Genomic DNA, 26,348 nt, shown 5'->3' with positions numbered 1-26,348 from the left:
ATTAATTGGTCAGATATTGCTGTTTAAGGTCGGTGATTTCTGTATTTGAGAAAAAGTGCTTCGTCAATTTAGAATTCAGCATTTCTTCAACGTACTCGGGTGTAGGTTGAAATTGCGTTTTGAATTCTTTCATTAGTGGCGAGTACCATTTGTTGTCTGATTGATTTTCATAAACAACATCCACGGGGTAACCTAAAAAGTCTTCAACTGCGGAGTTAGCCTTCGTTAGCTTGTCACTTCGAATGACCAACAGTGAGAAGTTATTGTTATGGTATGTTTGATAGCCTACTTCGTGATTAAAAGACTCGTTAAACACATCAATCCCTGTTAGTTGTTTGATCTCGTTGTCAAACCACTGCAGCGCATATTGATGATTCATGTGCTTATCAAATGCTTCTTGGAGTAATTGCGGTCGTTCGGTACGTATTGCGCTGTCATCCTTTAGATATTTGTCCGCCATCCAAAAAGGAAGTGCTTGAAAGAACATTGAGACATTTCGTCCGATCGGTTCACGCACCAGCGAGATAATTCGAACTTTTTTCTTACGCTTTAACATGCGGCTCATCGTTATGCGCTTTAGTCGTCGCTTTAACGCATTGATCTGAGGCTTATGCAATTGCGCTCTAACGGGGGATATTTGTTTTTGCGCATCGACGGTCATAAGGTCGTGCAAGTGAATCGAGTCAGGAATGGAATGCTCTAATGCACTCGAACCTACTTTGCCCATTTGATAGATCAATACCGGCTGTTCTTGGCTTTTCAACGTTTGGTACCAAGATAGGTTTACGTTAGTAGGCGTATTTCTGGACATAAAGCGTCTCTCCTTCCTTGGCCTTGGCTTGTGTGATTAAGACGCCAAGAGATGGAACTGAGTGTTGTATTTGTTTAGATAACGCAAGGTTAACCAGTGATGATTTTGTTGATTCTGAGCGAATGACGGTGATCAGACCATTGGCATACTGACCAAGAATAAGTGCGTCACTCACTGACAGTAGGGGTGGTGTATCGATAATGATCCGGTCATACTTATTTTGAAAATGTTCGAGCAACTTTTTAAAGCGATCAGAAGCCAGTAATTCCTGTGGGTTTGGCGGAATTAGGCCGGCCGGTAATACATCTAAGTTGGCTTCTTTTATATGTGTAACACAATCTTTGATTGGCGTATCCATAGTCAGGATATGCGTTAAGCCAGGGCTTGATTCAGCAATACCGAATCGCTTTGCGATGGAAGGTCGACGTAAATCGCAGTCGATGATCAACACCTTTTCCATTTTTGAAAACGACACCGCCATATTGATACTGGTCGATGTTTTTCCTTCTTCTGGAATAGCAGAGGTAAAGGGCAATATCTTTTGCTTCGTGTTGGTTAATCTGAGCAGAAGCGAGGTTCTGACCGAGCGGCAAGCTTCACTAAATAGTTTTTCTTCATCATCTAAATACGCGGTATAACTGACGCCGTTTTTACGCAAATTGCGTTTTTTGACCATAGGAATCACACCTAAACACGTAACACCAAGTTTTTCCTGCACATCGGCTGCGCTTCGGATAACTTCTCGCATCGTTTCTAAGATGATGACTAGAGCGCAAGCAATGGCAAAGCCAAAAAAGGTGGCAATTAGTACCAGTTTGATTCGTTGTGGTGCCACCGGGAATAGAGGAATGATGGCTTTATCAGTAAAGCGAGCAGTGACATTCTTGTAGTCGCTGGTGGCGTTGGTCTCTTTCTCACGATTTAAGAACGCTTCATAGAGTGCCTTATTGGATTCAACCTCGCGTTTTAACTGTTCGTAACGCGCTTTTTGTGACCCTAACGATTGAAAGTCTGACTTTTTGTTATCGAGTTCTGCTCGAAGCATGTCCTCTTGCGCTTTTGCAGCAAGAAGGTCTTGTTGCTTACTGAAGGAAATGTCACGGATGAGTTGCTGGGTTCTTGATTGAATTTCAGCAAGCTGTGCTTTCGCCTGAATCATTCGATCATGCTTAGGTCCGTAGCGCTGTGCCAGTTCAGAGAGATTTTTGGCTGCCTGTGCTTCCGACAATTTTAGATCGCGGATTTGCGCTTGATTAGCGAATTCATCAATTGACAACAAGCTGTCTAAACTTTGCGAAGATTTACGTCGTAACAGTTGGATTAACGTCTGCGCTTCAATACGCTTATTAACAGCGATATTCAGCTTGCGAGTGAGTTCTTCTAGCTCATTTGCGTAAATTTCATCAATACCGTTTATATCGATCAACCCTTCTTTTAACAAGAATTCTTGCAGCGCTTGCTCCGAGTTACGTAATCGCTCCTCCAATTTTTGAGAGTTATTTGTCAACCAAGTAGCCGCATTTTGTGTAACGACCAATTTGGCTTCAAAATTTGCGTCAATATAGGCTTGGCCGACCGCGTTGGCGATTGTCGTAGCAAGCTTAGGATCGGTAGAACGAAAGCGAATTCTGACTAATTGGGTGTTACGTACTGGCTCAATATCGAGTTTACTTCTGAAAGCTTGAAGTGCCTGATAATAGGACTCTGAAAACTGCGCGGTTTCTTTTGGGCTTGGTGCCACATTCAGTAGGTCTTGAACAAAAGGAATCGACTTTATTTGGTCGATTTTTTTATTTAACCCCCCTGAGCTTGTGAATTCAGGTAATTGGGTGAGGTTCAGCTCTCTAATGACCTTATCTGCAATATGATTCGATTTTAAAATGGCGATTTGCGTTTGAAAGTACTCTTTCTTTGTCGTGTCGACGCCATATACTTCCTCGATTGAAAGGGCGCTTTTTTGCTCCTCTTGGATGAGTAGCGTAGCTGTAGCTTGGTATATCGATGCTTTGGAGTAGATATACCAAGTACAAGTTAATGAGAACAGAAGCGTGAATGCTGCGATGCTTAGCCAATTCTTTTTAATCGCTTTGAAGTGATGGCCAAAACGAATCAGTTCTACTTTGTTCATCTGGAGATTATTTGGATGAGTCCCGTTCATTTGATTCCCTGTCACTTAAAAGAAGCTCTGGTCAATAAATACAATGTCACCAGGTTCAACGTTGCGGTGCATACTGACCCCCTCCATCGTTTGACCTGTTTTATGCTTGGTGAGGTTAATGCCTTTGCGTGAGGCTCTGTCGGTCAAGCCACCTGCTAGAGCGATGGCCTTCTCTATGGTTAACCCTGGACGGTACTCAAATCCACCAGGTTTCCTGACTTCTCCATTAACGTAAAACAGACGAAAGTTATTGATGGTGACCATCACTTTTGGATTGATGAGATAATCGCCTTTTAAGCCCGTTTCTATTTCGTACTTGAGTTGTTTTGGTGTTTTTTTGATTGCTTTAATTCGGCCAAGGTAGGGGTAATCAAAGTAGCCATCTGACGTTATTAGAATATTTTTAATCGTAAGATCTTCTTCACCATAGACCTGCACGGAAATGGTATCGCCAGTATCGAGTAAGTAATCTTCCTCGTTTGAGTCAGCGTTGACCAAAGTGCTAAATAGCAACAACGCTACACTCATGAATTTGATGAATGCCTTCATTAATAATCCTTTTTACAGAGAAAACTGTGCGCTTAAAGTCCAAATATTTTGTTCGAAGCTATAATCCGATCGGCTAGAGTTTTTATCTTGGTATTGCCAATCGGCTTGCAGCTGTATCCAACGTTTGATCTGATAATCGATACCAAAAGATAGAGTGTACCGATCGTCGTTTCTGGAGATTCCCGTGTAATCATCTTGTTGATAAACAGCACCTAAGCGAGTTGCAAGGTAACTATTCCAATCGTGCTTCAGGTTCAGTCGGTAACGAGTTTGTAGGTTGTAATCGCCATCTTGATCGGGGTTAACCGCCGCTTGAGTGGTTTTCACGCTGACTAGAGTTTGTTCTTGAGGCAACCATTCAAAGCCGATATCCCAACTAAAGCCTTTAAATGTCTCTCGTTGAGCGCTGTCAAAATCTTTGATTTGATAACCGAGTCGAGCGATGCCTTTGGTTTTTCCTGTGACTTCCCATTCGGCACCGGTGTAATAGAAACTGGTGTTGTTATCTTTCGATGGCTGCGCAGAATTTCGGTGCTGATACTCGGTTACGATTTGGTTTGTTCCGACTAACCAATAGGTTCTTGGCGTCGCTCTTAAATAGAACTCCAAATGTGCATTGGGAGCTCGAAAATCGTTGTATTTAGTTTTAGCGTTTGGGCGCCCAGGCAAGCCGTCACGATAGTTTTGATAGGTTTTATCACTATAGCCTAAACCGAATTCGAGTCTGCCTTTGGCACCGTTAGATCCAAAGACATAATTGGTTTTTACATCGTTACGGTTGAACTCTATTGGTGAGTCGATTGCGCTACCATTACCTTCGGTAATATCTTCTCCTCGAACTTCATGCTGGGCGCGAAAACGGTAATCAACCACTAAACGATGACGATGATTAAATTCGAAAAAGTTGGAAAACTGAAAAGTGTGGTCGTCGAAGTCGTTGCGATCGTCAGATGAAAAGCCCGCTTTTAACTTATATAAAATATCTGCGCGATAGCGATTCCGTTCTATACGTGCTAGTAAGCTTGGTTCTATACCCCAAATATTGACCGATTCTACATTGCCGGATTTTTCCGCTTTATTGATGTTGTCATCTCCCTCGTAGAAAGTTTTTACGAGGGGAATCAACTCTATACCAGACTCGGTTTGGTAAGCCATCGGTTCTGCGAGCAAGTCAGTAGAAAACAGACTCAATGCTATTGCCATTGTCAGTTTCTTCATAATCTCAACCTTAGTAAGCGTTAGCACCAGTGAAGCCTTTGAAAACGGTCATAAAGATGATTTTGATGTCCATCCAAACCGACCAATGGTGGATGTAATCCAAATCAAACTCGACTCTCTTTTCCATTTTTTCTAAGGTGTCGGTTTCGCCGCGATAACCATTAATCTGTGCCCAGCCAGTAATGCCTGGTTTTACTTTGTGACGTAGCATGTAGCGATCCACGATCTGACGGTATTCTTCATTGTGTGCCACGGCATGAGGGCGTGGGCCGACAATAGACATGGTCCCTTGCAGTACATTGATAAATTGAGGTAGTTCGTCCAAAGAGGTGCGACGTAGAAATCCGCCAAAAGGCGTAATACGAGGATCGTTCTTTGTCGCCTGTTTCACGTTCGAACCTTGATCCATGGTTGTCATTGAACGGAACTTCCAGACTTCAATCTTGCGTCCATCAAGACCGTACCGATGTTGTTTAAAGATGACAGGGCCTTTAGACGTTGCCTTAATGCCAATCGCAATGACGAATAGAATAGGGGCGATTAAGACCAAAATAATGCTCGAAAACAAGATGTCTTCAAACCGTTTTACCCAAGAAGAAATTCCAGCAAAAGGTGTATCAAAGACACTTAGTGTTTGAACTTGGCCGATCTGCGCCCAACGAGAATGTAAAAGGTTATAAGTGAAGAAGTCGGGAATCAGATACGTATTTGCGGTGGTATCTGAGAATTGGTTAAGAAGTGACGCAATGCGCTCTTTTGCGTGCATTGGCATCGCGATATAGACGTAATCTACTTCCCCTTTTTTAGCTCGCTCAAGGGCGTGGTCAACAGCTCCTTTAATAGGATAATTAGAATTTGGCAATCTGTCGGAAGATCGTTCGTCGTAAAAGCCATCAAAAAGCACGCCGTGTTCTGTGTGGTTTTGAATTTCGTTAGCTAGGGTAATGCCGTGAGGAGTTTGGCCGATGATGATCGCAGTGCGAGTGTTGAATCCTTTTTTTCTCAAATAGGCTAATCCGGTACGGAATGTTACTCGCCATGCTAAGAGCAGAGCGGGCGTAATCGCAAACCACAGCACTAAAATTGTGTTATCAAATAAGGTATGGACTTCAGAAAAATACAGCACAATAAAGATAAGTGCAGAAGTCACCGCCCAAGAAACACAGACAATAAACATCTGCTCTTTAAACGAACTGGTTCGCCAAGAGCGATACAGATTGCCGCTTTCTGCCATAAATAGAAAAGAGATGCCTCCAACGAAAGCCAATATGACGTAATCTTTCCCCATCGCAGTATTCATGTCTTTGAACACTAAAAGCAGCATAAAAGAGACGATGACAGCAAGATCTGAGATGCGATATAAAAAAGCGAACTCCATCTCATGAGAGCGGATAAGTCCTTTTTGTTTCATGACTCAGTTTCCCTTCTGACACGCTACCGCCCTTGGGTGTCTTCCCCAATTGCCGTGTCGTGAACGTTATTAGTAGTTAGTGCACAGAGCATTCTGTGGAATGCTGCTGAGTTTTTTGTCACGTGTAATTTCGTTGATAAGTGTAAAAATTTGCTTTGTTGAGGTAAGTGGAAATAAGAATGATATTTAGCCCTTTGGCTAAGTTTGGCGGGTTAGGAAAAAGCTGGTACTTACTTATGAGGAATGAGGAAAAGTATTAAAAATGAAGTATCAGTACAAAGACAATGGTTTATGTGAGGGTAGAAGAAACGGGTGATTTGATTCGTTCACGATTAATGATTTAGTATCGAATTGCTGATATTTATTAAGATAAAAAAATCCCTCTCACTTGAGAGGGATTTTTTTGAGTAAGGACGAATGAATTATTCGACTTCTACGCCGTTTTCTTTGTATAGGCGGCGGCATGCGCGACCATCACTGTGGAACAGGTGACAACGATGAGCTGGAATACCGATCTCGATTTTATCGCCAGTGTCGACTGCAAGCGTGTCCGGCTGACGGAAAATAACGTCGGCGTCCGCACCTTCTAGGTTTAGGTATACTTGAGTTTCGTTACCTAGCTTCTCAACAATCATCACTTCACCGTGAATACTTGCATCAGCTTCAGAAGCGGATAATAGGTGCTCAGGGCGAATGCCTAAAGACATTCGGTCGCCGCGGTTAACTGTTGTACCATCCACCGGAATCCAGAAAGATACGCCGTTAGATAGTTGAACTTTGACGCGCTCTGCTTCTACTTCATCAATGAATACGCTCATGAAGTTCATTTTCGGAGAACCGATAAAGCCAGCTACAAAGCGGTTTTGTGGGTAATGGTAAAGCTCAAGCGGCTTACCAACTTGCGATACATAACCGCCGTCTAGTACAACGATTTTATCTGCCATTGTCATCGCTTCTACCTGATCGTGCGTTACGTAGATCATGGTACAACCAAGTTGGCGTTGTAGCTTAGTAATTTGTGCACGCATGTTTACACGCAGTGCCGCATCCAAGTTTGATAGTGGCTCGTCTAGAAGGAATACATTTGGCTGCGATACCAATGTTCGGCCAATCGCCACACGTTGACGCTGTCCACCAGAAAGTGCTTTTGGTTGGCGCTCAAGCAAGTGGCCTAGTTGTAGGATTTCTGCTGCTTGTTCAACACGCTTGTCGATTTCTGCTTTGTCTGCTTTTGCTAGTTTCAAGCCAAATGACATGTTGTCATATAAGTTAAGGTGCGGGTAAAGAGCGTAAGACTGGAATACCATACCAACACCACGTTTGGATGGTTCGACGTCATTCATGCGCTGGTCACCAATATACAAATCACCTGAAGTAATGTCTTCAAGACCGGCAATACAACGTAAAAGGGTAGATTTACCACAACCTGATGGACCTACAAAAACAACAAATTCACCTTCGTTGATTGTTAGGTCTACGTTCTTAGAAATCAGTACGTCGCCATACGCTTTACAAACATTTTTTAACGTGACACTCGCCATGTAGCTCGTCCTCGATCAATTTTTTATTATTCACCGCTCATCATTATATGAATTATCTAGCGAGCAGTAACAGTAGGAATCGGTAAGTTCTTGCGGTTGGTAAGAAAAGTAGGGTAGCACTTCAATAAAATGTCCTGAATAGAAGTGCTACCCATCATAGCCAAGTACGAGTTTCTCTCCCCCACATTATTCGTATTGTCTCCCCCGTGAAATAATTACCACAAACAACACTAATAATGACATTCCACTCGTCTGGCAATGCAAAACCAGCAAATCTTTTTCCTAATACGTAGGCACTGCTGGGAAAGGGTTCTTACCATCCACTCTTGGATGACTGCAGTTTCTAAGATTGTGCGTAGTGCGACATCCTCCTAATAGAAATAATTGTAGGGGGAGTAGAAAGGGAGGAGTAAAAAAGGAGGAGGAAGAAAGCAGTTGGTCGGAAATCACATTATTGCACCACCTAAAGTTGAAACCGATCACAGGAACTATCCATTTTGTGATTTGAGTCTCTTACCCTTGGCGATTTAGATCACGAAAATACGTCATAATTGTAAGGGCGTAGGGATTAGGAGGATGAGACATATTGGATTATTTCAGATGATATATGTCGAAATACGGCTGAACCTCAATGGACTAGCCCTACATCAAAAATATAAAAAGGATACGAACATGAAAAAGTTAAGCGCTGTAGCACTAGGTACTCTTGTTGCTTTGGGTTCTTTTGGTGCTAATGCTGCCATCGAAGAAGGACAACTTACTATCTGGATCAACGGTGATAAAGGCTACAACGGCCTTGCTGAAGTTGGTAAGAAATTTGAAGAAGACACCGGCATTAAAGTGACTGTGGCTCACCCAGATGGCCTTCAAGACAAATTCCCTCAAACTGCAGCGACTGGCGACGGTCCTGATATCGTATTCTGGGCTCACGACCGTTTCGGTGGTTACGCAGAAGCTGGCCTGCTAGCAGAAATTAAACCTTCTAAGAATATTCAAGAAGGTATCGTTGATTTCGCTTGGGATGCAGTACGTTACGACGGCAAATTGATCGGCTATCCAGTTGCGGTTGAGTCTCTATCTCTAATCTACAACAAAGACCTAGTTCCAAACCCACCAAAGTCTTGGGAAGAGGTTGCAGCATTAGATGCAAAACTTAAAAAAGACGGCAAGTCTGCAATCATGTGGAACCTAAAAGAACCGTACTTCACTTGGCCACTAATGGCGGCTGATGGCGGCTACGCGTTTAAATACACTTCTGAAGGTTACGATGTTAAAGACGCAGGTATCGCGAAAGAAGGCGTTAAAGACGCAATGAGCTTCGTAAAAGGCTTAGTTGATAAAGGCGTAATCTCTGCGGATATGGATTACTCCGTGTCTGAGTCTGCGTTCAACCAAGGCAAAACAGCGATGACGATCAACGGTCCATGGTCTTGGGGCAACATTGAGAAGTCTGGCGTTAACTACGGCGTGACTACGCTACCTAAGTTCCAAGGTCAATCTTCTAAGCCATTCGTTGGTGTTCTAACGGCTGGTATCAGCACTGCGTCTCCAAACAAAGACCTAGCAGTTGAGTTCATTGAGAACTATCTACTAACAAACGACGGCCTACGTATGGTTAACAACGATAAGCCTCTAGGTGCGGTAGCACTTAACTCGTTCCAACGTGAGCTAGATTCAGATACTCGTATCGCTGCGACTATGGATAACGCGATGAACGGCGAAATCATGCCAAATATCCCTCAAATGAACGCATTCTGGGGTGCGGCTAAGAACGCAATCATCAACGTAGTTGACGGTCGTCAAACTGTCGATGCAGCTCTTGCAGATGCAGAAAAACAAATGACTAAATAATTAAGTAAGACCTTTTTAAGGAGGAGGCAACTCCTCCTTACTTTTCTATATTTATTCTATATTCGCTAGCAGGTTCCCTATGCAGTCAGTTCAAGGTACAAATGCTATGACAGCACCAGAAGCCAGCCTTCCGAGCAGCAAAAAAGTGTTCATGAAATGGTCACTTTTAGGCACAGTCGGCATCATCAATGGCTACGCAACAATCCTTATGTATTCTCGCGGTGAGATTGCGTTTGCACTACTTACGCTCATTCTTACCGCTTTAGCGTTGTTCATCTTTGGTAGCAAAAAGACGTACGCACACCGTTACATCTACCCTGGTATAGCAGGGATGATCCTTTTCATTCTTTTTCCTTTGGCGTACACCATAGGTTTGGCGTTTACCAACTATAGCGCGAAGAACCAACTCTCTTTTGATCGCGCTCAGAACGTACTTTTGGACCGAACTTACCAAAGTGGTGATAGCTACCCGTTCACTTTGTATAAAACGGATCAAGGCCATCAACTTGTGGTTGAAAAAGATGGTGAGCTACTTGCAAGCCCGACTTTTCAGCTTGATAACCTTTCAGCATCGGAGTTTGATCTTTCACCAATTGAAGAAGTAACGGGTGAAAAAGAATCAATCAAGGCGATTGTTAAGAACCGCAGTGCGTTGAGCAGTGTCGATTTACATTTGCCAAGTGGTGATGATATCCGCATGAGTGGGCTGCGCAAATTTGCTGCAGTTGTGCCTTTGTACACATTACAAGAAGATGGTGAAACGCTTTACAACAACCGGACTGAAGAAACGCTACGTCCAAATATGGAAGTAGGTTACTACCAGCCTGTCGATGAAAACGGTCAATTTGTTGGCAGCACAGTGTCACCAGGTTTCGTGGTGAACATTGGTACCCACAACTTTGAGCGTGTTTGGAAAGATGATGGTATCAAAGAGCCGTTTATCAGTATCTTTATCTGGACCATTGTTTTCTCTGCGCTAACCGTATTGTTTACGCTTGTTATTGGTCTTGTCCTTGCCAGTGTGGTTCAGTGGGAAGCACTTAAAGGTCGCTCAGTTTACCGTTTGTTGCTAATCCTGCCTTATGCAGTTCCGGCGTTTATTTCTATCTTGATCTTTAAAGGTTTGTTTAACCAAAGCTTTGGTGAGATCAACATGTTGTTGGAAGGCTTATTCGGCATTAGCCCGGCTTGGTTCTCAGACCCGTTCATGGCGAAAACCATGATCTTAATTGTTAACACTTGGCTTGGTTTCCCTTACATGATGATTTTGTGTATGGGCTTACTAAAAGCGATTCCAGACGATTTATATGAAGCATCAGCAATTGATGGTGCGAACTTTGTCACGAACTTCACACGTATCACACTACCAATGATGTTGAAGCCGTTAACACCATTGTTGATCGCGAGTTTTGCATTTAACTTCAACAACTTCGTACTTATCCAGTTGTTGACTGGCGGTGGTCCAAACATGATTGGTACATCAGAGCCTGCGGGTTACACCGACCTGCTAGTAAGTTACACCTACCGAATCGCATTCGAAGGTGCTGGTGGTCAAGACTTCGGTCTAGCAAGTGCAGTAGCAACGCTTATCTTCCTATTGGTTGGCGCATTGGCACTTATCAACCTACGCGTAACTAAAGTAGCTCAGGACTAAGGAGAAATTACAATGGCAATGGTACAAGGTAAGTCATTAAAGTATCGTGTTTGGGCTACTCATATTGCAATGTGGGCATTTTTGGCACTGATTATTTTCCCTTTACTGATGATCATCGCGATTTCATTCCGTGAAGGTAACTTTGCAACGGGTAGCCTGATCCCAGACAACCCAACACTTGATCACTGGAAATTGGCATTAGGTTTCTCGGTGACTAATCCAGACGGTACAGTTACACCGCCGCCATTCCCAGTAATGACATGGTTGTGGAACTCGGTAAAAGTGGGTGGTATTTCTGCAATCCTAATCGTGGCGCTATCAACCACATCGGCTTACGCGTTTGCTCGTATGAAGTTCAAAGGTAAGAACACCATTCTTAAAGCGATGATGATCTTCCAGATGTTCCCTGCGGTGTTGGCATTGGTTGCTCTGTACGCGTTGTTCGACAAACTGGGTCAGTACATTCCTTTCCTTGGCCTGAACACGCATGGCGGTCTGATCTTCGCTTACTTAGGTGGTATCGCACTGCACGTTTGGACCATTAAAGGCTACTTCGAAAGTATTGACTCGTCTCTAGAAGAAGCGGCGGCTCTTGATGGTGCTACACCATGGCAAGCATTCCGTTTGGTATTGCTGCCACTGTCTGTGCCAATCCTAGCGGTAGTCTTCATCTTGTCGTTCATCATGGTAATTGGTGAAGTTCCTGTAGCGTCACTACTGCTTTCTGATGTAGACTCGTACACACTTGCAGTGGGTATGCAGCAATACCTATATCCACAAAACTACTTGTGGGGTGACTTTGCCGCAGCTGCTGTACTTTCAGCAGTGCCAATCACTGCCGTATTCTTACTTGCGCAGCGCTGGTTGGTTGGTGGTCTAACCGCTGGTGGTGTGAAAGGATAATCTCTTGTGGTCTGAGATTGATAAGAATAACTAGAAAAGGGCGACCACATGGTCGCCCTTATACTTAGCACGGATATTACAATTTTGGTTTGGCCGCCGATCAGTAATATCTTGGCTTTTATTGGCGTTACGCATAGCTGGCTGTTAGCTTAGTTCCTTACGATTCAATCACTAACAGTTTTTGTAACCATAACCTGAGTTTAGACTCAGGTTTTTTTATGCCTGTTAAAGGCAATTGTGCAATAAGTTGATAGAGATTAGCGGCTTTGCAATGGATTACACAGGGCTTGAATAATGCCCTGCGTAGCACTTCACATAAATAACTAGAGCTTAGTAAAAAGCTAAATTGAGGTAGGGAAGGAAGAGATTAAAACTCTCGGCTGGAAGGTGCGCATCCAACGTATTGAAGCAGCGTGTACAAACTTTCTTGCTGCAGTGCGACGCGACGAAATAAATTAGCAAAGGTAACGTCACCGCCAAAGCAAGTTTGAATGTAATGATTAATTTCTGTTTCGTTATACCCCTCGACGTACATGGTTCTCACCCACTGGTACTCGACCGCTTTTAAATTGGTCAACGTCTCTTCACTTAAGGTCGTTTCTTTTAGTCTCAAGATCCAAACTCTATCCAACTCTAAAATAATGGATGGATTTAAGCAAAGCTAGGTGAAGGATTTATGACAGAGAAGGGCGAGCGTGAAACAAATGGCAAAACCATGATGTTGCTCCACACTCTGGGTCTGGGTAACGTTGAGGTACTTAATAGCGTTCTTAACGGATGCCAGTTACTTGAGATATTTAACGTGTGCTTCCATTTCTTCCCCAATCTCTTTACGCATGTTCATAAGACGGATAGCGGATTGCTCTAAGGCTTTGTCTTCATCTGACTCTGGAATCCATTTCGGTACATCGGTTGGTTTTCCGTTTTCATCTACAGCAACCATGATAACGATACAGTGAGTGGTGAGTCTGTTTTTCATTTGCTTTGGATCACTAGCTTGCACGTCAATCGCAATGTGCATTGAGCTTCGTCCGGTATAAATGACTTTCGCGCTAACTTCGACTAAGTTGCCGACATGAATCGGAGCAACAAACCGAATGCCGCCAGCATATGCGGTAATGCAATATTTACCACTCCACGCTGCAGAACAGGCGTACGCTGCCAAGTCGATCCATTTCATTACGGCGCCGCCGTGCACTTTTCCGCCAAAATTTACGTCGCTGGGTTCTGCTAAAAAGCGAAGGGTAATGTCTCTTTGACCACTGCTCATCTGTCTTTCCTTGATGGGTTATTGTTTTCCCAATTTAGCAGCAAGATGAATTTTCGGGAATAGCGAATGAAACAAAATATTAACTTTTATTCGAACGCTGGAAGTGACAAGCCACAGCGTAGTTCTGTGGCTTGAGGTGTAGATGTTAATTGGCGGTAGAGGCAATCTCAGAATTGGACAATAGTTTTCTCTGTCTTACTTTTATTTGCGACAGGATAACGCCAGAGATGACTAACAACCCACCAATAATATGGTAAGCGTAAATTTTCTCACCAATTAGTGTTGAAGCAAGTATGACGGAAACCACAGGCATTAGGTTCATGAACATAGCACTTGAATCAGCACCAATTGAATCAATCGCTTTGACCCACATCAGCGGCGCGAAAATGGAAGCAGCAATACCAGCATAAGCGATTAATGGTAGCGCGTCTTGGCTTGGTAACAGTTGCTCACTAGAGAGCCAAAGTGGTGTGAGCATCAAAACAGAAAAGAAGCCCTGCATGTAAACCAGAGTCAAACTACTGAATGGCATTTTCCAGCGTTTTAGCAGAACACAATAAGCCGCGTATACCATGGCAGCAACGAGCATTAAGCTGTCACCTTGCGTTAAGTCTTGATGTAAAAAGTAAGTGATATCACCGTGACCAAGCATAAATGCCAAGCCGCCGAGCGAAATGACACCACCGACGATACTTAACATTGATATAGATTTACCGAGCAATGGGACACTTAAAAACACACTGATCAAAGGAACTAAAGAGGTGATCAGGGCCATATTAGAGGCCGTTGTTGTTAAACCGGCATAGTATCCAAGTGACTGGTTGAGAACCATACCAAGTAACGCAAGAAACGCCAACTTAGCTAAGTAAGGTCGAATAATGTGTCGTTGTTTGATGATTGCAGGCAGGCAAAATGGCGTTAGGAGTACCATTGCGACAAACCAACGGTAGAAACTCATCGCACTTGGTTCAATGGCGCTCGCAGCCATCTTGTTCACAATTGAGTTACCACCCCAAATCATAACGGTGAAAAACGGAAGTAAATAAATCATGAGAACCCTATAGCACAATTATTGATGGCGCTAGTCTGGCAGGTCTTTATAATAAAAAGTATCTCTTAAAAGACATCGTAAGCGATAGGAAGACAATTTTGAAAAAGAGCGCCAGAAATCTTCACCCCTCCTTATCAATCGATCGTGCGCCATCAGATGTATTTATGAATTTCGAAGCGTTTCTCTCTAATACAGAAACACGAATTCATAGCCACCCTTGGGGGCAAGTGCAACTGATCAGCGGTGGGATTCTGGAGATGGATGCAGAAGACACAAGATTTCTAGCACCTCCACATCTTGCTATTTGGGTTCCCGCCGGAGTTCGTCACACTAGCTACAACCGTAAGCCAATCGAATATTGTTCTTTGAACATTGCCCCTGAATTGACGGCGCATTTTCCAACTAAAACGAGCTTGATCAAAGTGACTCCAATCGTGTCATCTATTATTGAGGACTTTCGTCAGCGAGACATTAACGTGGCGCAAACTGATGAAGACAAGCGCTTGGTACAAGTGTTATTGGACCAGCTTGCAAAGCAAGAAGTCGAACATCACTTTTTACCGACTACCGACAATAAGTATCTTGAACCGATTTTAAAAGCAGTAGAAGAATCGCCGACGGATGAGATCAGTTTGGCGGAGTGGGCGGCAAAAGTGCATACCACAGAACGCACGTTAGCGAGACATTGCCAGAGTGAGTTAGGAATGAGCTTTACTGAGTGGCGCTTACGTGTGCGATATTTACATTCTATGGAGTTGCTGCGTAAAGGGCAGACCGTAAAAGAAGTCGCTCTGACGTTAGGTTATAACCAAGCTAGCCCTTTTATCGCGATGTTCAAGAAATACTCCGGCATGACACCGGAGCAATACAAGAATCGATTGTTATAGCTGAGCGATTATGTAATTTAAGCCGATACATCAACTGAAATCTAGAGTGATTTTACAATGTTCGACTAAGCTAAGAAATCATCTCGCGAACGCAACAGGGCAAGTTCATGAGTTGGAAAACGATATCATGAATTTTGAGCTATTTAATCTATCTTTCACTTCAAAGATGTTATTTCTCCATCTTTCACTACTTGTTTAACAATGGAAGGCTGACGCTCTCATGATTTGGGTAACAGAACAAAATAACCAGCCTACATTTTTTGAAAATTTATTTACCCCATTCGATGGGACTAATTTAGTGCGTGAAGCTTGGAGCGAATACATTCACTGGTGAACTTAGTTTTATGCCGAAGAGGTCTTAGCCCAGGGCATAAACCTATTACTTAAGTACGCTTAAAGAGGATATAGATATTAGATTATGGTACTTATGACAGAGCAGAGTCTTTAAAGTGTGCTACGACGCTCAGTGATGTGAAGAGAAGGGATAGTCTTTTAGGAAAGTATATATTAATGGCTAATTGTCAAGAATTCTTTAGTTCAAACAAGTACTGGCATAAAGGAGACTTCTACAAAAATTTTTTCAGAGGCCGTTCCATATTGAATTAAAGGCACTAAGTCTGAAAGGTCTAGGCTAAATAAAGGTAGCGAAAATTACGCGATGATAAGGGAATTGAATAAAATCTCGAGATAGATATCGCCTGAAGCTTAATGTGTTGTTTAAGAATCCACTTCGGCTATACAGTTGTGTCCTTTAACTAAATGAAGTTGCAATATACACAATGAAACAACACATAAACTTGATTAAAGATCAACTAAGGGAGGGGGAGTATATACGAATTTATCATCACGGAAATAGATATGATGGATGAACGTGAGGTTGAAAAGACCAGAAAGCTTAATTGAGGTCACTGTTTCCTATTCTTCTTTTTCGCAACATATCTCTGGCCGTAGCAAACGTGGCTTCTTTCGCGTTAGGATTTTCGGCCTATGCAAGTCTTTTCTTTCTGTCACTGTATCTACAACAAGCGCAAGGCGATACGCCACTGGAAGCTGGGTGGCATCTGATGCCTCAATTTGTGGTAATGGGGGTAACATCATTGATCTTCGGCCACATGACACAACGTATTTCACTAGAAAACTATTGGTTGGCGGATACGCTTTAATTGGTATTTCTCTATGCTCAATGTCACTGTTTACTGCCTACACGCCTTACCTTATTGTCGGTAGTATTCTGACTGCTCTTGGCCTCGGGATAGGATCTCTGTTCTTGCGACGGGTATGATGGTCATGGGGTATGCTCCCGCAGAATGTGCCGGGATTGCATCGGCAACCATGAACGCTTTGCGTCAGATAGGCACGACACTGGGTATTACGGTATTAGGTAGTATCATGAGCATCTATGCAATTCAACAGATGTCGGAGGTAGTCAGTTCCAACAATATGCTAAATGCTGTTGGGACTGCTCAAAGTGCAATAGTCAGAAATGAGCTTCCTTCAAATCAAGAAGGGTGGCTCTTAGCTTATCGGAACGTGATGGCAGCTGGATTTGGAATTGTGATGTTCTGTGCTGGTGTGCTCAGTGTGGCAACTACTGTGTTGTTAGTTGTTTTCACGCCAAGTGGTCGCTAGAAGTATCCCTATATAGACAGTCATTACTAGAGTATGAGGTATCTAGCTCACCGTTTATGAGTTTGATAGGTGGAAGTCTATTACTGAGGTTCTTAATTAATGATTATTAATCAACAGGTTATCTGAGTTTAGATACCTTAAATACTTATTGTGTTATACTCGGAATTCTACGTTTATCATTGATGTTTTGGGTCTTTCAGTATCTCCTTCCTTTTAAATCAGCAACTTTTAGCCGCGCATCTTCTTCCAATACTTTGAGTGTATTATCTGGCTAGCCCATATCACTGGACATTTTTCGCCATGTGTAAAATATCACGCCGAAGATACTGTATTATTTATGGCTGACCCTTTAAACGGAATACTAGCATCTTCTGCTTTGAGAATGGCTGTCGGTCACTATTTCCAAAATTACTTTTCTATGTTCATCTTTCTCACTAAACGATGAACATCATTAAGTTAACACTTGATTAGAAGGTGAGGTGGGAGCCTCTTTGCATAATTTTGGTGGAAATGACAACGCAATAACGTTAGCAAAGCTCTTTTTATTGATATAGCTATTCCAAAGAACAGCAACAATCAATTGATTTCATATTCTCATTTGTTTATATTAAATGTTAATGATTTTCATTTTCAATAGATGTTTGAGCTAATATGTAAATGCTCATGGGTTTAATGTGATAATTCTTAATAAGGATAGTGAGATGGCCATTCCCAAGATCGCCCCATACCAAGTACTTCAACCAGAATCATTTCCCGTCAATAAAGTGGATTGGGTGATAGAGCCTAAGAAGTCGGTTGTCTTAGTTCATGATTTACAGGCTTACTTCCTCAACTTTTTTGATACAAGATTGTCTCCTATTCCTGAACTTATACAAAATGTTAAAAAAGTTACAGAGAATGCTAGAGCCGCAGGCATCCCTGTTGTTTATACGGCTCAGCCTGCTAATCAAGACCCAAAAGAAAGGGCACTCCTAACGGATTTTTGGGGCTCAGGCCTAACTCAAGATACGGAGATAGTGCCAGAAGTATCGCCGCAATCTGGTGATATTCAATACACCAAGTGGCGCTATAGCGCGTTTAAGAAAACGCCATTACTTCAATGGATGAGAGAGGAGCAAAGAGACCAACTTATTATTGTTGGGGTTTATGGCCATATCGGAGTCCTCTCAACAGCACTCGATGCCTTTATGCTAGATGTCAAACCATTTGTTATTGGTAACGCGATTGCAGACTTTTCGAAAGAAGATCATATGTACACGCTTAAATACATTTCTGGTCGAAGTGGCTGTATTAAATCTGTCGATGACTTTGTCACAAGCGTCAGTTCAGACATCTCTTTGCCTTCTAGCGCTCTCAGTCTTGAAATAATGAGAAAGGAGGTTGCGGATATTCTTGAAGTTGATTTAGATGAAGTAGATGTAGACGAAAATCTTATCTTTCTCGGGTTAGACTCCATTCGTGTAATGACGTTGCATAGTCGTTGGAAAAAGCAAGGTTTAGATATCGCGCTTTCTGAAATGGTGGCAAAAAATACCATTAGAGACTGGTGGGAAGCAGCTCAAGTTCAAGCTCAAGGTGCAGTAATATAAATGAGATCCCCCTGCAGCGATGCAAGGGGATGCACCTAAGTGCTATATTCTGCTCTTAAAGCCTTTTTATTGATTTTACCGACAGAGGTTTTCGGCAATTGTTGGCAAAACTTGATGTAATCAGGGATTTTATATTCTGCAACTCCTTGTGAGTATAAAAATTTCTTAATCGCAACGGGCTTAAGGTTAGCGCTCGTATTGCAGACGATTACAGCGCAACTTTTTTCTCCTAAACATTTATCAGGAACGCCTATTAAAGCGGCATCATGAATATCATCATGTTTAAGTAATATATTCTCAATTTCTTCAGTGGCGATTTTTTCTCCACCTCTGTTAATTTGATCTTTTTCTCTTCCTGTTACAATGATATTACCTTCGGCGGTTTGGCGGACAAGATCTCCCGTGGCATAAAAACCGTCTACGGTAAACGAGTGTTGGTTATGCTCCGGAGCTTTGTAATAACCTCTTATTGTGTAAGGGCCTCGGGTCATCAATAGTCCTTCTTCTCCGAGTGAAACCGGAGTTCCCTCTTCATCAACGATTAGTATTTCATCATGTTCCGATATAGGACGGCCTTGTGTTCTTGTTATGACGTCGACAGGGTCGTCTAGGCGGGTATAGTTAACTAGTCCTTCGGCCATTCCAAATACTTGCTGCAAATTACATCCAAGAGCAGATGGAAGTTTCCGAGCAGCACTCTCGCTAAGCTTTGCTCCACCTACTTGAATGAGATTTAAACTCGAAATATCTTGTGTCGCACTCTGTGCGTATTGCATCCACAGTAAGGCTAGGGGAGGGACGAGGGCGCATGTATTGACTTTGTGCTGTTCAATCAAAGAAAAGTTGAGTTCAGGTGAGCCATCTAGGCTGAGTATTACGCAACCTCCAGCAAATAGTGTTCCTAAAGCACCGGGAGAGCTTAATGGAAAGTTATGAGCGGCTGGTAGCGTGCACAAATAGCGAGTGTCTTGATTAAATTGACAGATACTGTTACTTCCCAAAATACTATAAGCGTAGTCATTATGGGTTCTTGGAATTAGCTTTGGTGTACCTGTTGTCCCTCCTGACAATTGAAAAAAGGCAACGTTATCTGCAGTAGTAGTTTGCTTTGCACAGGGCTCCGCAATCAAATTTTTAAGTGAGTGAACATGCCCTTTCCCAGCTTCCCCAGTCGTAATTGCGAAGTCTACAGTAGTGCAGTTCTCAAGTAGTTGAGAAGCGATGTTTTGCGCGGTTTCTCCTGATGCATGCTCGGAAAATATATAGGCTCTTGCTCTTGCGTGATCGCAAAAATAGCTCAACTCTAAATAGCGATGTGCAGGCAGAGCGAGAACGGGCTTGATCCCTTTGAAGGTTAGAGCGAAAAACGAGAAATAAAATTCAGCCGTATTATTGATTTGTAAAACGACATTATCGCCAGGCTGAAGACCTAACTTGATGAACCCTCCTGCTAGTTGATGGATTCGTTCCAATAACTCTTTGTAGCTATAGGTGTTGTCTCCACAACAGATTGCAAGCGCGTCGGGTGAAGAAGACGCGATAGTATGGAGATGGTCATACAAAGTTTGATCTTGCCAATATCCTAGGTCTCGATATTTACTGCTTATGTCATCTGGCCAAGGTGTGTATTCATGGTTCATCATTATTTGCCTCTTCCCTTATACTGTGAGTCGGTCATCAACTTGTATTCCTGCAGCGCGTAAAATGGTGTTCATCTTGGCGCCAGTTTCGTCAAGCTCACTTTGCGGGGAGGACTCATGAACTATCCCTGCACCAGCATAAAGCGACATAGCTCGTTGGCTGACTTCAGCACATCGAATAGTTACTACCCATTCACCGTTACCTCTTGCATCACACCATCCGACCATTCCAGTGAAATAGCCTCGCTCGAACTTTTCAATTTCTTTGATAGCAGCATAAGCTGTTTGTCTAGGGTATCCGCATACCGCTGGAGTTGGATGGAGGTCCGCGGCGATTTTTAACGAGTTGACATTAGGTTCGTTAGCTTGCCCTTGTAGCAGAGTAGACAAGTGCAGCATGGTTTCTGTTTCGATTACAGAGGGAACCATAGGGGTGTATAGGTTGTGACAATACTGGTTAAGTACCTTTTCTACTTCTTCAACCACGAAGCTGTGTTCATTGAGATCTTTCTGTGTATCTAACAAAGAAGCATATGCTGCTTTATTTTCGATCTCGCAAGACGATTTAGGTCGCGATCCCGCTAGCGGATTGGACACCACGTGATGCCCTTTTTTAGAGACAAGTAACTCAGGGCTTGCGCCCATCAGTTTAGAACTCTCCGATATTTGGGAGCAAAACGTATAGCCGTCGGTGTTTATGGACAGTAAGTTACGTATAAGCGAACATGGGTTAATGTTTTTATTGGTAGTTATTTTCACCGAGCGAGAAAGCACAACTTTTGACAGCTCAGTGGTGTTAAAAAGCTCAAGTAAATGTGAAACGCCATTTTTATACTCATCCCCAGTTGGTGGTGAGACGACTTTTGCTATTTGTGGTGCACTTTTATCATTGTTCTGGCCGCGGTTACTGCTTGAAACATAAAGCGTTTTAGGAATGCAAAGTTGGGTAGGTGTATTTTCATCGAATGGAACGGTAGCAAATAACACCGGGTTGTCGTTTTCTGGTGTTTTAGCTCTTTCTAGTAATTCTTCAGCGGTGCTTGCCAGTTTCGAGAAAGGTATGGCGCGAGTCAAGCTTGTTTTGATACCGACACAAAGCATCGAGTTTTGTGGAGATGAGAAAAAGAACGGGGAATTTTTGAGTTCTTTATCCAACATCTCGTTGGCCATTTTGGAAAAGCCTACTACTTCTCGTTTCATAAACAGTCCTTATTAATTCACTAATGTAATGGAAGTCATCAACTTGTACCTCTAATTGCCTTTATTAGAACAAGTGTTCCTCTAATAGAGGAATATTTGATTAGGAGTGAGGCTATTGCCCAATAGTCATGACAATGCAGATTGGGTGTCTTTGCCAAATAGAATTAGGGAGCAACTACTTAAGTAAATGAACAGGAAGAAGTATAATTGATATTGATAATCAATATCAAATGATAATTGTTATCATTCTGTCCTTGCATAGCATTATCGTCCTTATTTTAACAATAATTATATCGTTTGCATTTGGTTACATGGGGGGATTTACGGGCAGCGTTTGTGTATGAAACAAGCCAATCAATAACTATTTGTACTATTAACACGTTGCAAATAGTTAATTGAATTTAGGAGTGTTCAGTTTTGGTTAAATGAGAACTTTTATGTTGTAATACAGCGTTATTTAAGTGCTCTAGAAACAGTAAAGAATCCTGCCAGCTTAAGCACTCATCTGTTATGGACTGTCCGTAAGTGAGCAGATCAGCATCGATTGTTTGATTGCCTCCCACCAAGAAGCTTTCGCACATGACCCCCGCGATATTTGTTTCACCCAATGAGATCTGGTTGGCGATGTCCTTCACTACTACCAATTGGTTTTTTGCTATCTTTTCACTGTTTCCATGACTACAGTCAACCACTAGTTTAAGTGGAAGTTTGCTACGCGTAAGTTGAAAAGAGGTCTGCTTTATATGTTGAGTGGAATAGTTCGGAGTAGTCCCTCCGCGAAGTATGACATGGCAATTGTTGTTGCCCCGAGTTTTTATTGCTATTGTTTGGTTGTCAGAGGTTTGTGCAATCACTGAATGGCAATCTTGTGCCGTATGTATCGCATCTATTGATATGTCTATATTTCCATCGGTTCCGTTTTTGAAGCCAATAGGACACAGTAGCCCCGAAGCTAATTGCCGATGAGGTTGCGATTCGGTTGTACGAGCTCCAATGGCTCCCCAGCACACTAAGTCTGCTATGTAGTGTGCGATATTCGGATCGAGAAACTCATGCGCAGTTGGCACTCCAAGCTCAAGAATTGACTGCATAAGTTTGCGACTTTGATTAATACCCTTATGCAAATTAAAATCACCATTGAGATCTGGGTCGACAATAAAACCTTTCCATCCACCTCGAGTCCTAGGTTTTTCAAAATAGGTGCGCATGACAAGCTTCAAGCTGCTTTGATAGCGTTTTTGTTCTTCAGCTAATCGATGTGCGTATTCTATTGCGGCTACCGGATCGTGTATTGAGCATGGTCCCATGATAACGAGCAGCCTAGTATCGCCACCAGAAAGAATATTGGTAATCTCTTGCCTTTGCGTAGTGATGAACTCTTGGAGCTGTAGACTACAGTTTGTTTTATTTAATATTTTTTTTAGGCTTGGTAAAGTTGCCGCTGACTTTATGTTAATGACGTTTCTTAGAGTATTCATAGGTACTATCCGTAAATTTTCAATCACTTATTAAAGTCAAAATGGTTTCATCGTGATGATGCTGACTCCATAGTTGAGCGGAGAGCAGCATCAATCCCGAGAGATAAACTCTATAAGTGTTGGGGAGCGTTATAATGATTTTGATTTTTGGGATGTTTAGGTGTCGATGGCTATACTTAGCCCCTGGTATGCCGATGTATCTTTGCTTGTTAAGGAAGTGGCACAGTTCTTTTTAACCTTGACTCTTCCGTTTTCAATTGTGAGTTCCAATGTCGGCGACCATATATTCTGATCGCTATGCGTCACAATAATCACGGTCGAGTTCAATGTTTGAATATGTTGAGCAATACTTTTTTCGGTTGCTTCGTCTAATGCTGCCGTCGCTTCGTCGAAAATGAGGATTGGCGCCTTTTTAATGAGAGCTCGCGCAATTGCGACTCTCTGTCTTTCACCTCCTGACAACCCTGAGCCTCTTTGTCCTACTGTTTGATGTATTCTTTTAGGAGATGAGTCAATAAGTTCGTCCAATTGTGCGTGTCTTGCAAAGCTCTCAACTTCATAATCACTTGCATTGGGATTACCTAACCGAATGTTATCCGCCAATGTGCCAGTATAAATGACCGGATCTTGAGCAACATAGGCTATATGCTGGGTGAGCACATCATAAGGGATATTCTTTAGATCTATCCCTCCGAGCGAAATAAGACCTTGGTCAGGATCATCAAACCTTAGAAACAGGCCCAGTAAAGTGCTTTTGCCACTGCCACTGACTCCATTAATGACGACGGTATCACCTTGTTTGATCTCCGTGCTAGCATCTTCAAAGAGATCTAAATGGCCCACAAGGTTCAGTTCGAACTTATGGTTTTTGGGGGAGGTTGCAAATTGAGGATTAGGCTCAGGCAGAACAGGGACATTCGTTAACTGAGCGTAATTTTTAATTGAGGATTTTACGTCGTTAATCGCAAAGCCTGCCAACGCGAGTTCACCCAAAGGTGCAGCTGCACGGGTAATCAATATCAATAAAGCCAAGACTAATAAGGGTTGAGTAATCGGCTCTAAGACGAGATAGATGGCGATACCTGCAAGGGGTAAAATCGTTGCCAATCCTGATACTAAGGTTGCGATAGAAGCGTTACGATTAATGGTTGAATGAGCTTCTTCTTGTGCGTGCCAACTCTGTTCAATACGCTCGATTGAGCGCTCAGGCCCCGCTGTTGAGCGAAGTAACTCAAGGTGATCTATGAGTTCAAGTGTTGATTTAGTCGCTTGAAGCTCTGCGTCATGTCGGTCGCTATCTGAGCGACTTAGGTATCTTTGCGCCTTGTACTGAACGAGCACTGCAACTAGTAACAATACGGCACTGAGTAGTGCGATCTCACCTCCTCCAACAACCCCGATACCGATAACTAAAAATATGGGTAACATTGGAGCGTGTAAAAATGTTTGTAGCTGATGAGCAGGAATGGCCATAAAGCCAGGTATTCCTCGTTCTGCTAGTTGAGTGAGCTGAGTTCTATGCTGATCATTAAACCAAGCTAACTTTGCTTTACTGAGCGAATGACCTACTGATGAATAAAGATCCCCAGCCAGTTTCGCACCAGAGAGAAATCCAGAACGAGTTACAATAACGGTAACTATCACAGTTAGAACAGCAGCTATTATGACGTTCATTGGTGGAGCTTGTTCGACAATAGATATTGCAAGAAATGTGTAAGCCGTTGCCTCAAATAATGCAACTAGTCCCCAACCTATAGCGACTCGATATAGACGGTGCTTTGCACTTTGTGGAATTGTCGAATTGGAATAGAGGGTATTGTGAGCCGTCATACTTCTTCATCCTGTCGTTGAGCCTTTCTGTTGAGCATCAATGTAGTGTCTGCAAGTTTCGCGAGTTCTGAGTCGTGAGTAATTATGATCAATATCTTGTCTTGTGCTTTAGCAAACTTCGCGAGATTTCTGATCACAGTGAAGGCCGTATTTTTATCGAGAGCACTGGTTGGTTCATCCAGTAATAGAACGTTGGCTTGAGTTAGAAATGTGTTAGCTATTGCGACACGTTGTTGCTCGCCTCCTGAAAGCACGCTTGCATCAGAATTGAGGTCAATCTTTAATTGAGCTTGTTGCAGTGCTTGGTTCAGCTCGTCGTCACTTGAACTTGGCGTTGATAGTTTCAAATTCTGCCTAATGGTAGTTTTGAGTACACCGATATCTTGAGGTACATAGCGTATGGCGGAGTATCGGGATATCTCAGAGAGTTTAGACAGTTGATGGCCTCCTAAGGTAACGAAGCCTGAAAGAGGTGTTTCTTGACCTGCTAATAGACGTAGTAACGTACTTTTGCCTGCTCCGCTAGGCCCCATGATGGCTGTAAATGAACCCCGTGGGAAGTTGTGGGAGAAGTTATCAATAATATTAACAGTTCCATTAGCCACTACGATATTTGATGCTTGTAGTGATAGCGGTTTTTCTCCCGCGCTCAAACTGCCACTTTCTATTTGTGGTTGCTGTAAAAAGTCGCTGATGTTCTTTGCAGCATTCTTTCCTGCGTTAACGTAGTCCAATCCATGGCCAAGCTTCAGTGCGGGTGATACGACGGCCAAACCAAAAAAGAATAGCGACGCCATTGCCACGGGACTTAATTCATAGCCAATGGTATAGGCAATTGCGAAAGTCGAAACCGCTTGAAGTAATGCGGTAGCAATTGCAGCTGGAAGGGCAACGCTACCAACCCATTTCACTATGCCGTGAGTAAAGCGTCTTGTGGCATCATTATAGCTGTCGAGTGCTCCTGCTTGCGTGCCGTAAATTCGATTTACTCGGATACCTCTTGTGTAGTCGTTTACTGCGGTAACGATATCACCCATTATTGTCATGCGCTCTGTGCCATGTTTAGCGGCGAACCTAGGTAAAAAGAGTAGGTAGTACAATGATGCAATTAGGCCAGGGAGCAGAGTAAGCATCGCTACCGGACCTGTGAGATTCAACATGATAAAAATAGAAGTTGCGGGTACGACAATGAATGTCACGAGTTCTGAAGGCAAATGCGCAACCATGTGGTGAAGCGTGTTGATGTCTTCGGAAACTATGCGACGCAGTTGATTATCACCATATTGAGAGATGGTCTTGCTTGGCAAGCGCGTCAAGTGCTGAGCAACTTGGCGACGTAATCGAGTGGAAAACTGCGACTCGGCCTCATGAACTAACCACGAGCCCACTGATGAGGCAAGTGCGCTAGCCGCCCAAAGTCCTATGGCACCGTAAATCCATTGGTTTGCAAATCTATCGATAAGGTTTATCAAACATAGCAGTGCACCAACTTTTGCCACAGCGGCAAGTACTTCACAAAACGTTCCCAAAGCAAGCTTTTTAATCGATGGCTTTAAGGCTGGCATTAAGCTAGGCGTAACGTAATGTTGGCTGATTTTACTTATCATCTTGTCACCTTACTTAGCCAATCAAGCGAAAATAAGGAGAACGTGGTAGAGCATATTGAGCTCTTATCGTT

The 26,348-nt window shown here is 42.9% G+C and carries 21 protein-coding genes; 7 read left to right on the top strand and 14 right to left on the bottom strand.

From position 1 onward, the window contains the following. Window position 1: 1 nt before the first annotated feature. The 6 genes from R7093_RS02940 to malK form a co-directional block, all read right to left on the bottom strand. Complete coding sequence (locus R7093_RS02940) at window positions 2-811, bottom strand: putative capsular polysaccharide synthesis family protein (RefSeq protein ID WP_053303826.1); 810 nt, start codon at window positions 809-811, stop codon at window positions 2-4. Continuing rightward, window positions 789-2,969 carry a GumC family protein gene (locus tag R7093_RS02935; protein WP_171053541.1) on the bottom strand — a complete coding sequence of 727 codons (2,181 nt, stop codon included), beginning with the start codon at window positions 2,967-2,969 and terminating at the stop codon, window positions 789-791. The genes R7093_RS02940 and R7093_RS02935 overlap by 23 nt, the downstream gene beginning before the upstream one ends. 15 nt (window positions 2,970-2,984) lie before the next feature. Next, on the bottom strand, window positions 2,985-3,518 hold the full coding sequence (locus tag R7093_RS02930; RefSeq protein WP_005375265.1) for a polysaccharide biosynthesis/export family protein: 534 nt from the start codon (window positions 3,516-3,518) through the stop codon (window positions 2,985-2,987). A gap of 12 nt (window positions 3,519-3,530) precedes the next feature. Continuing rightward, on the bottom strand, window positions 3,531-4,736 hold the full coding sequence (locus R7093_RS02925) for an outer membrane beta-barrel protein (RefSeq protein ID WP_017635284.1): 1,206 nt from the start codon (window positions 4,734-4,736) through the stop codon (window positions 3,531-3,533). A 10-nt stretch (window positions 4,737-4,746) separates the two neighbouring features. Then, entirely contained in the window at window positions 4,747-6,147 is a 1,401-nt protein-coding gene (locus R7093_RS02920) for an undecaprenyl-phosphate glucose phosphotransferase (RefSeq protein ID WP_213907579.1), read from the bottom strand. Between the two features lie 422 nt (window positions 6,148-6,569). Continuing rightward, window positions 6,570-7,688 carry a maltose/maltodextrin ABC transporter ATP-binding protein MalK gene (gene malK / locus R7093_RS02915; RefSeq protein WP_005375271.1) on the bottom strand — a complete coding sequence of 373 codons (1,119 nt, stop codon included), beginning with the start codon at window positions 7,686-7,688 and terminating at the stop codon, window positions 6,570-6,572. 672 nt (window positions 7,689-8,360) lie between these two features. Here malK and malE point away from each other — a divergent pair. The 3 genes from malE to malG all read left to right on the top strand — a co-directional run bounded on the left by malE (window position 8,361) and on the right by malG (window position 12,096). Further along, window positions 8,361-9,539, top strand: a complete 1,179-nt coding sequence (malE, locus tag R7093_RS02910) for a maltose/maltodextrin ABC transporter substrate-binding protein MalE (protein WP_005375272.1) — start codon at window positions 8,361-8,363, stop codon at window positions 9,537-9,539. Between the two features lie 79 nt (window positions 9,540-9,618). After that, entirely contained in the window at window positions 9,619-11,193 is a 1,575-nt protein-coding gene (gene malF, locus R7093_RS02905; protein WP_318146495.1) for a maltose ABC transporter permease MalF, read from the top strand. Window positions 11,194-11,205: 12 nt separating this feature from the next. Further along, a complete protein-coding gene (gene malG, locus R7093_RS02900) occupies window positions 11,206-12,096 on the top strand; it encodes a maltose ABC transporter permease MalG (RefSeq protein WP_005375275.1) in 891 nt (296 codons plus the stop codon). A gap of 367 nt (window positions 12,097-12,463) precedes the next feature. Here the strand turns inward: malG and R7093_RS02895 are convergent, their stop codons facing one another. The 3 genes from R7093_RS02895 to R7093_RS02885 form a co-directional block, all read right to left on the bottom strand. Further along, complete coding sequence (locus R7093_RS02895; protein WP_005375277.1) at window positions 12,464-12,709, bottom strand: hypothetical protein; 246 nt, start codon at window positions 12,707-12,709, stop codon at window positions 12,464-12,466. A 171-nt stretch (window positions 12,710-12,880) separates the two neighbouring features. Next, window positions 12,881-13,366, bottom strand: a complete 486-nt coding sequence (locus tag R7093_RS02890; protein WP_005375279.1) for an acyl-CoA thioesterase — start codon at window positions 13,364-13,366, stop codon at window positions 12,881-12,883. Window positions 13,367-13,511: 145 nt separating this feature from the next. After that, window positions 13,512-14,417: a DMT family transporter gene (locus tag R7093_RS02885; RefSeq protein WP_047101784.1), complete on the bottom strand. Its 906-nt coding sequence runs from the start codon at window positions 14,415-14,417 to the stop codon at window positions 13,512-13,514. A 98-nt stretch (window positions 14,418-14,515) separates the two neighbouring features. Between R7093_RS02885 and R7093_RS02880 the strand changes: the two genes are divergently transcribed. The 4 genes from R7093_RS02880 (at window position 14,516) to R7093_RS02865 (ending at window position 18,522) form a co-directional block, all read left to right on the top strand. Next, entirely contained in the window at window positions 14,516-15,304 is a 789-nt protein-coding gene (locus R7093_RS02880) for an AraC family transcriptional regulator (protein ID WP_047101782.1), read from the top strand. A gap of 956 nt (window positions 15,305-16,260) precedes the next feature. Further along, window positions 16,261-16,467, top strand: a complete 207-nt coding sequence (locus R7093_RS02875; RefSeq protein WP_139831998.1) for an MFS transporter — start codon at window positions 16,261-16,263, stop codon at window positions 16,465-16,467. 124 nt (window positions 16,468-16,591) lie between these two features. Further along, window positions 16,592-16,933, top strand: a complete 342-nt coding sequence (locus R7093_RS02870; RefSeq protein ID WP_139831997.1) for an MFS transporter — start codon at window positions 16,592-16,594, stop codon at window positions 16,931-16,933. Window positions 16,934-17,634: 701 nt separating this feature from the next. Next, window positions 17,635-18,522: an isochorismatase family protein gene (locus R7093_RS02865; protein WP_047101780.1), complete on the top strand. Its 888-nt coding sequence runs from the start codon at window positions 17,635-17,637 to the stop codon at window positions 18,520-18,522. 35 nt (window positions 18,523-18,557) lie between these two features. On the opposite strand, the gene R7093_RS02860 is transcribed toward R7093_RS02865, so the two are convergent. From R7093_RS02860 to R7093_RS02840, 5 genes are all read right to left on the bottom strand, one after another. Beyond that, complete coding sequence (locus R7093_RS02860; RefSeq protein WP_047101857.1) at window positions 18,558-20,162, bottom strand: (2,3-dihydroxybenzoyl)adenylate synthase; 1,605 nt, start codon at window positions 20,160-20,162, stop codon at window positions 18,558-18,560. Between the two features lie 18 nt (window positions 20,163-20,180). After that, the gene (locus R7093_RS02855) at window positions 20,181-21,368 is read right to left on the bottom strand and encodes an isochorismate synthase (RefSeq protein WP_171345589.1); all 1,188 of its coding nucleotides are present in this window, start codon (window positions 21,366-21,368) and stop codon (window positions 20,181-20,183) included. Window positions 21,369-21,763: 395 nt separating this feature from the next. Further along, a complete protein-coding gene (locus R7093_RS02850) occupies window positions 21,764-22,840 on the bottom strand; it encodes a 3-deoxy-7-phosphoheptulonate synthase (protein WP_047101776.1) in 1,077 nt (358 codons plus the stop codon). Between the two features lie 156 nt (window positions 22,841-22,996). Then, window positions 22,997-24,670, bottom strand: a complete 1,674-nt coding sequence (locus R7093_RS02845) for an ATP-binding cassette domain-containing protein (RefSeq protein WP_047101774.1) — start codon at window positions 24,668-24,670, stop codon at window positions 22,997-22,999. Further along, a complete protein-coding gene (locus R7093_RS02840; protein WP_047101772.1) occupies window positions 24,667-26,277 on the bottom strand; it encodes an ATP-binding cassette domain-containing protein in 1,611 nt (536 codons plus the stop codon). Before R7093_RS02840 ends, R7093_RS02845 begins: the two co-directional genes overlap by 4 nt. Between the last annotated feature and the right edge of the window lie 71 nt (window positions 26,278-26,348).

It is taken from the genome of Vibrio sp. 1580 (genome assembly GCF_033340055.1).
Note: the sequence above shows the minus strand (reverse complement) of the source record. Positions and strands in the feature narration are given on the sequence as shown.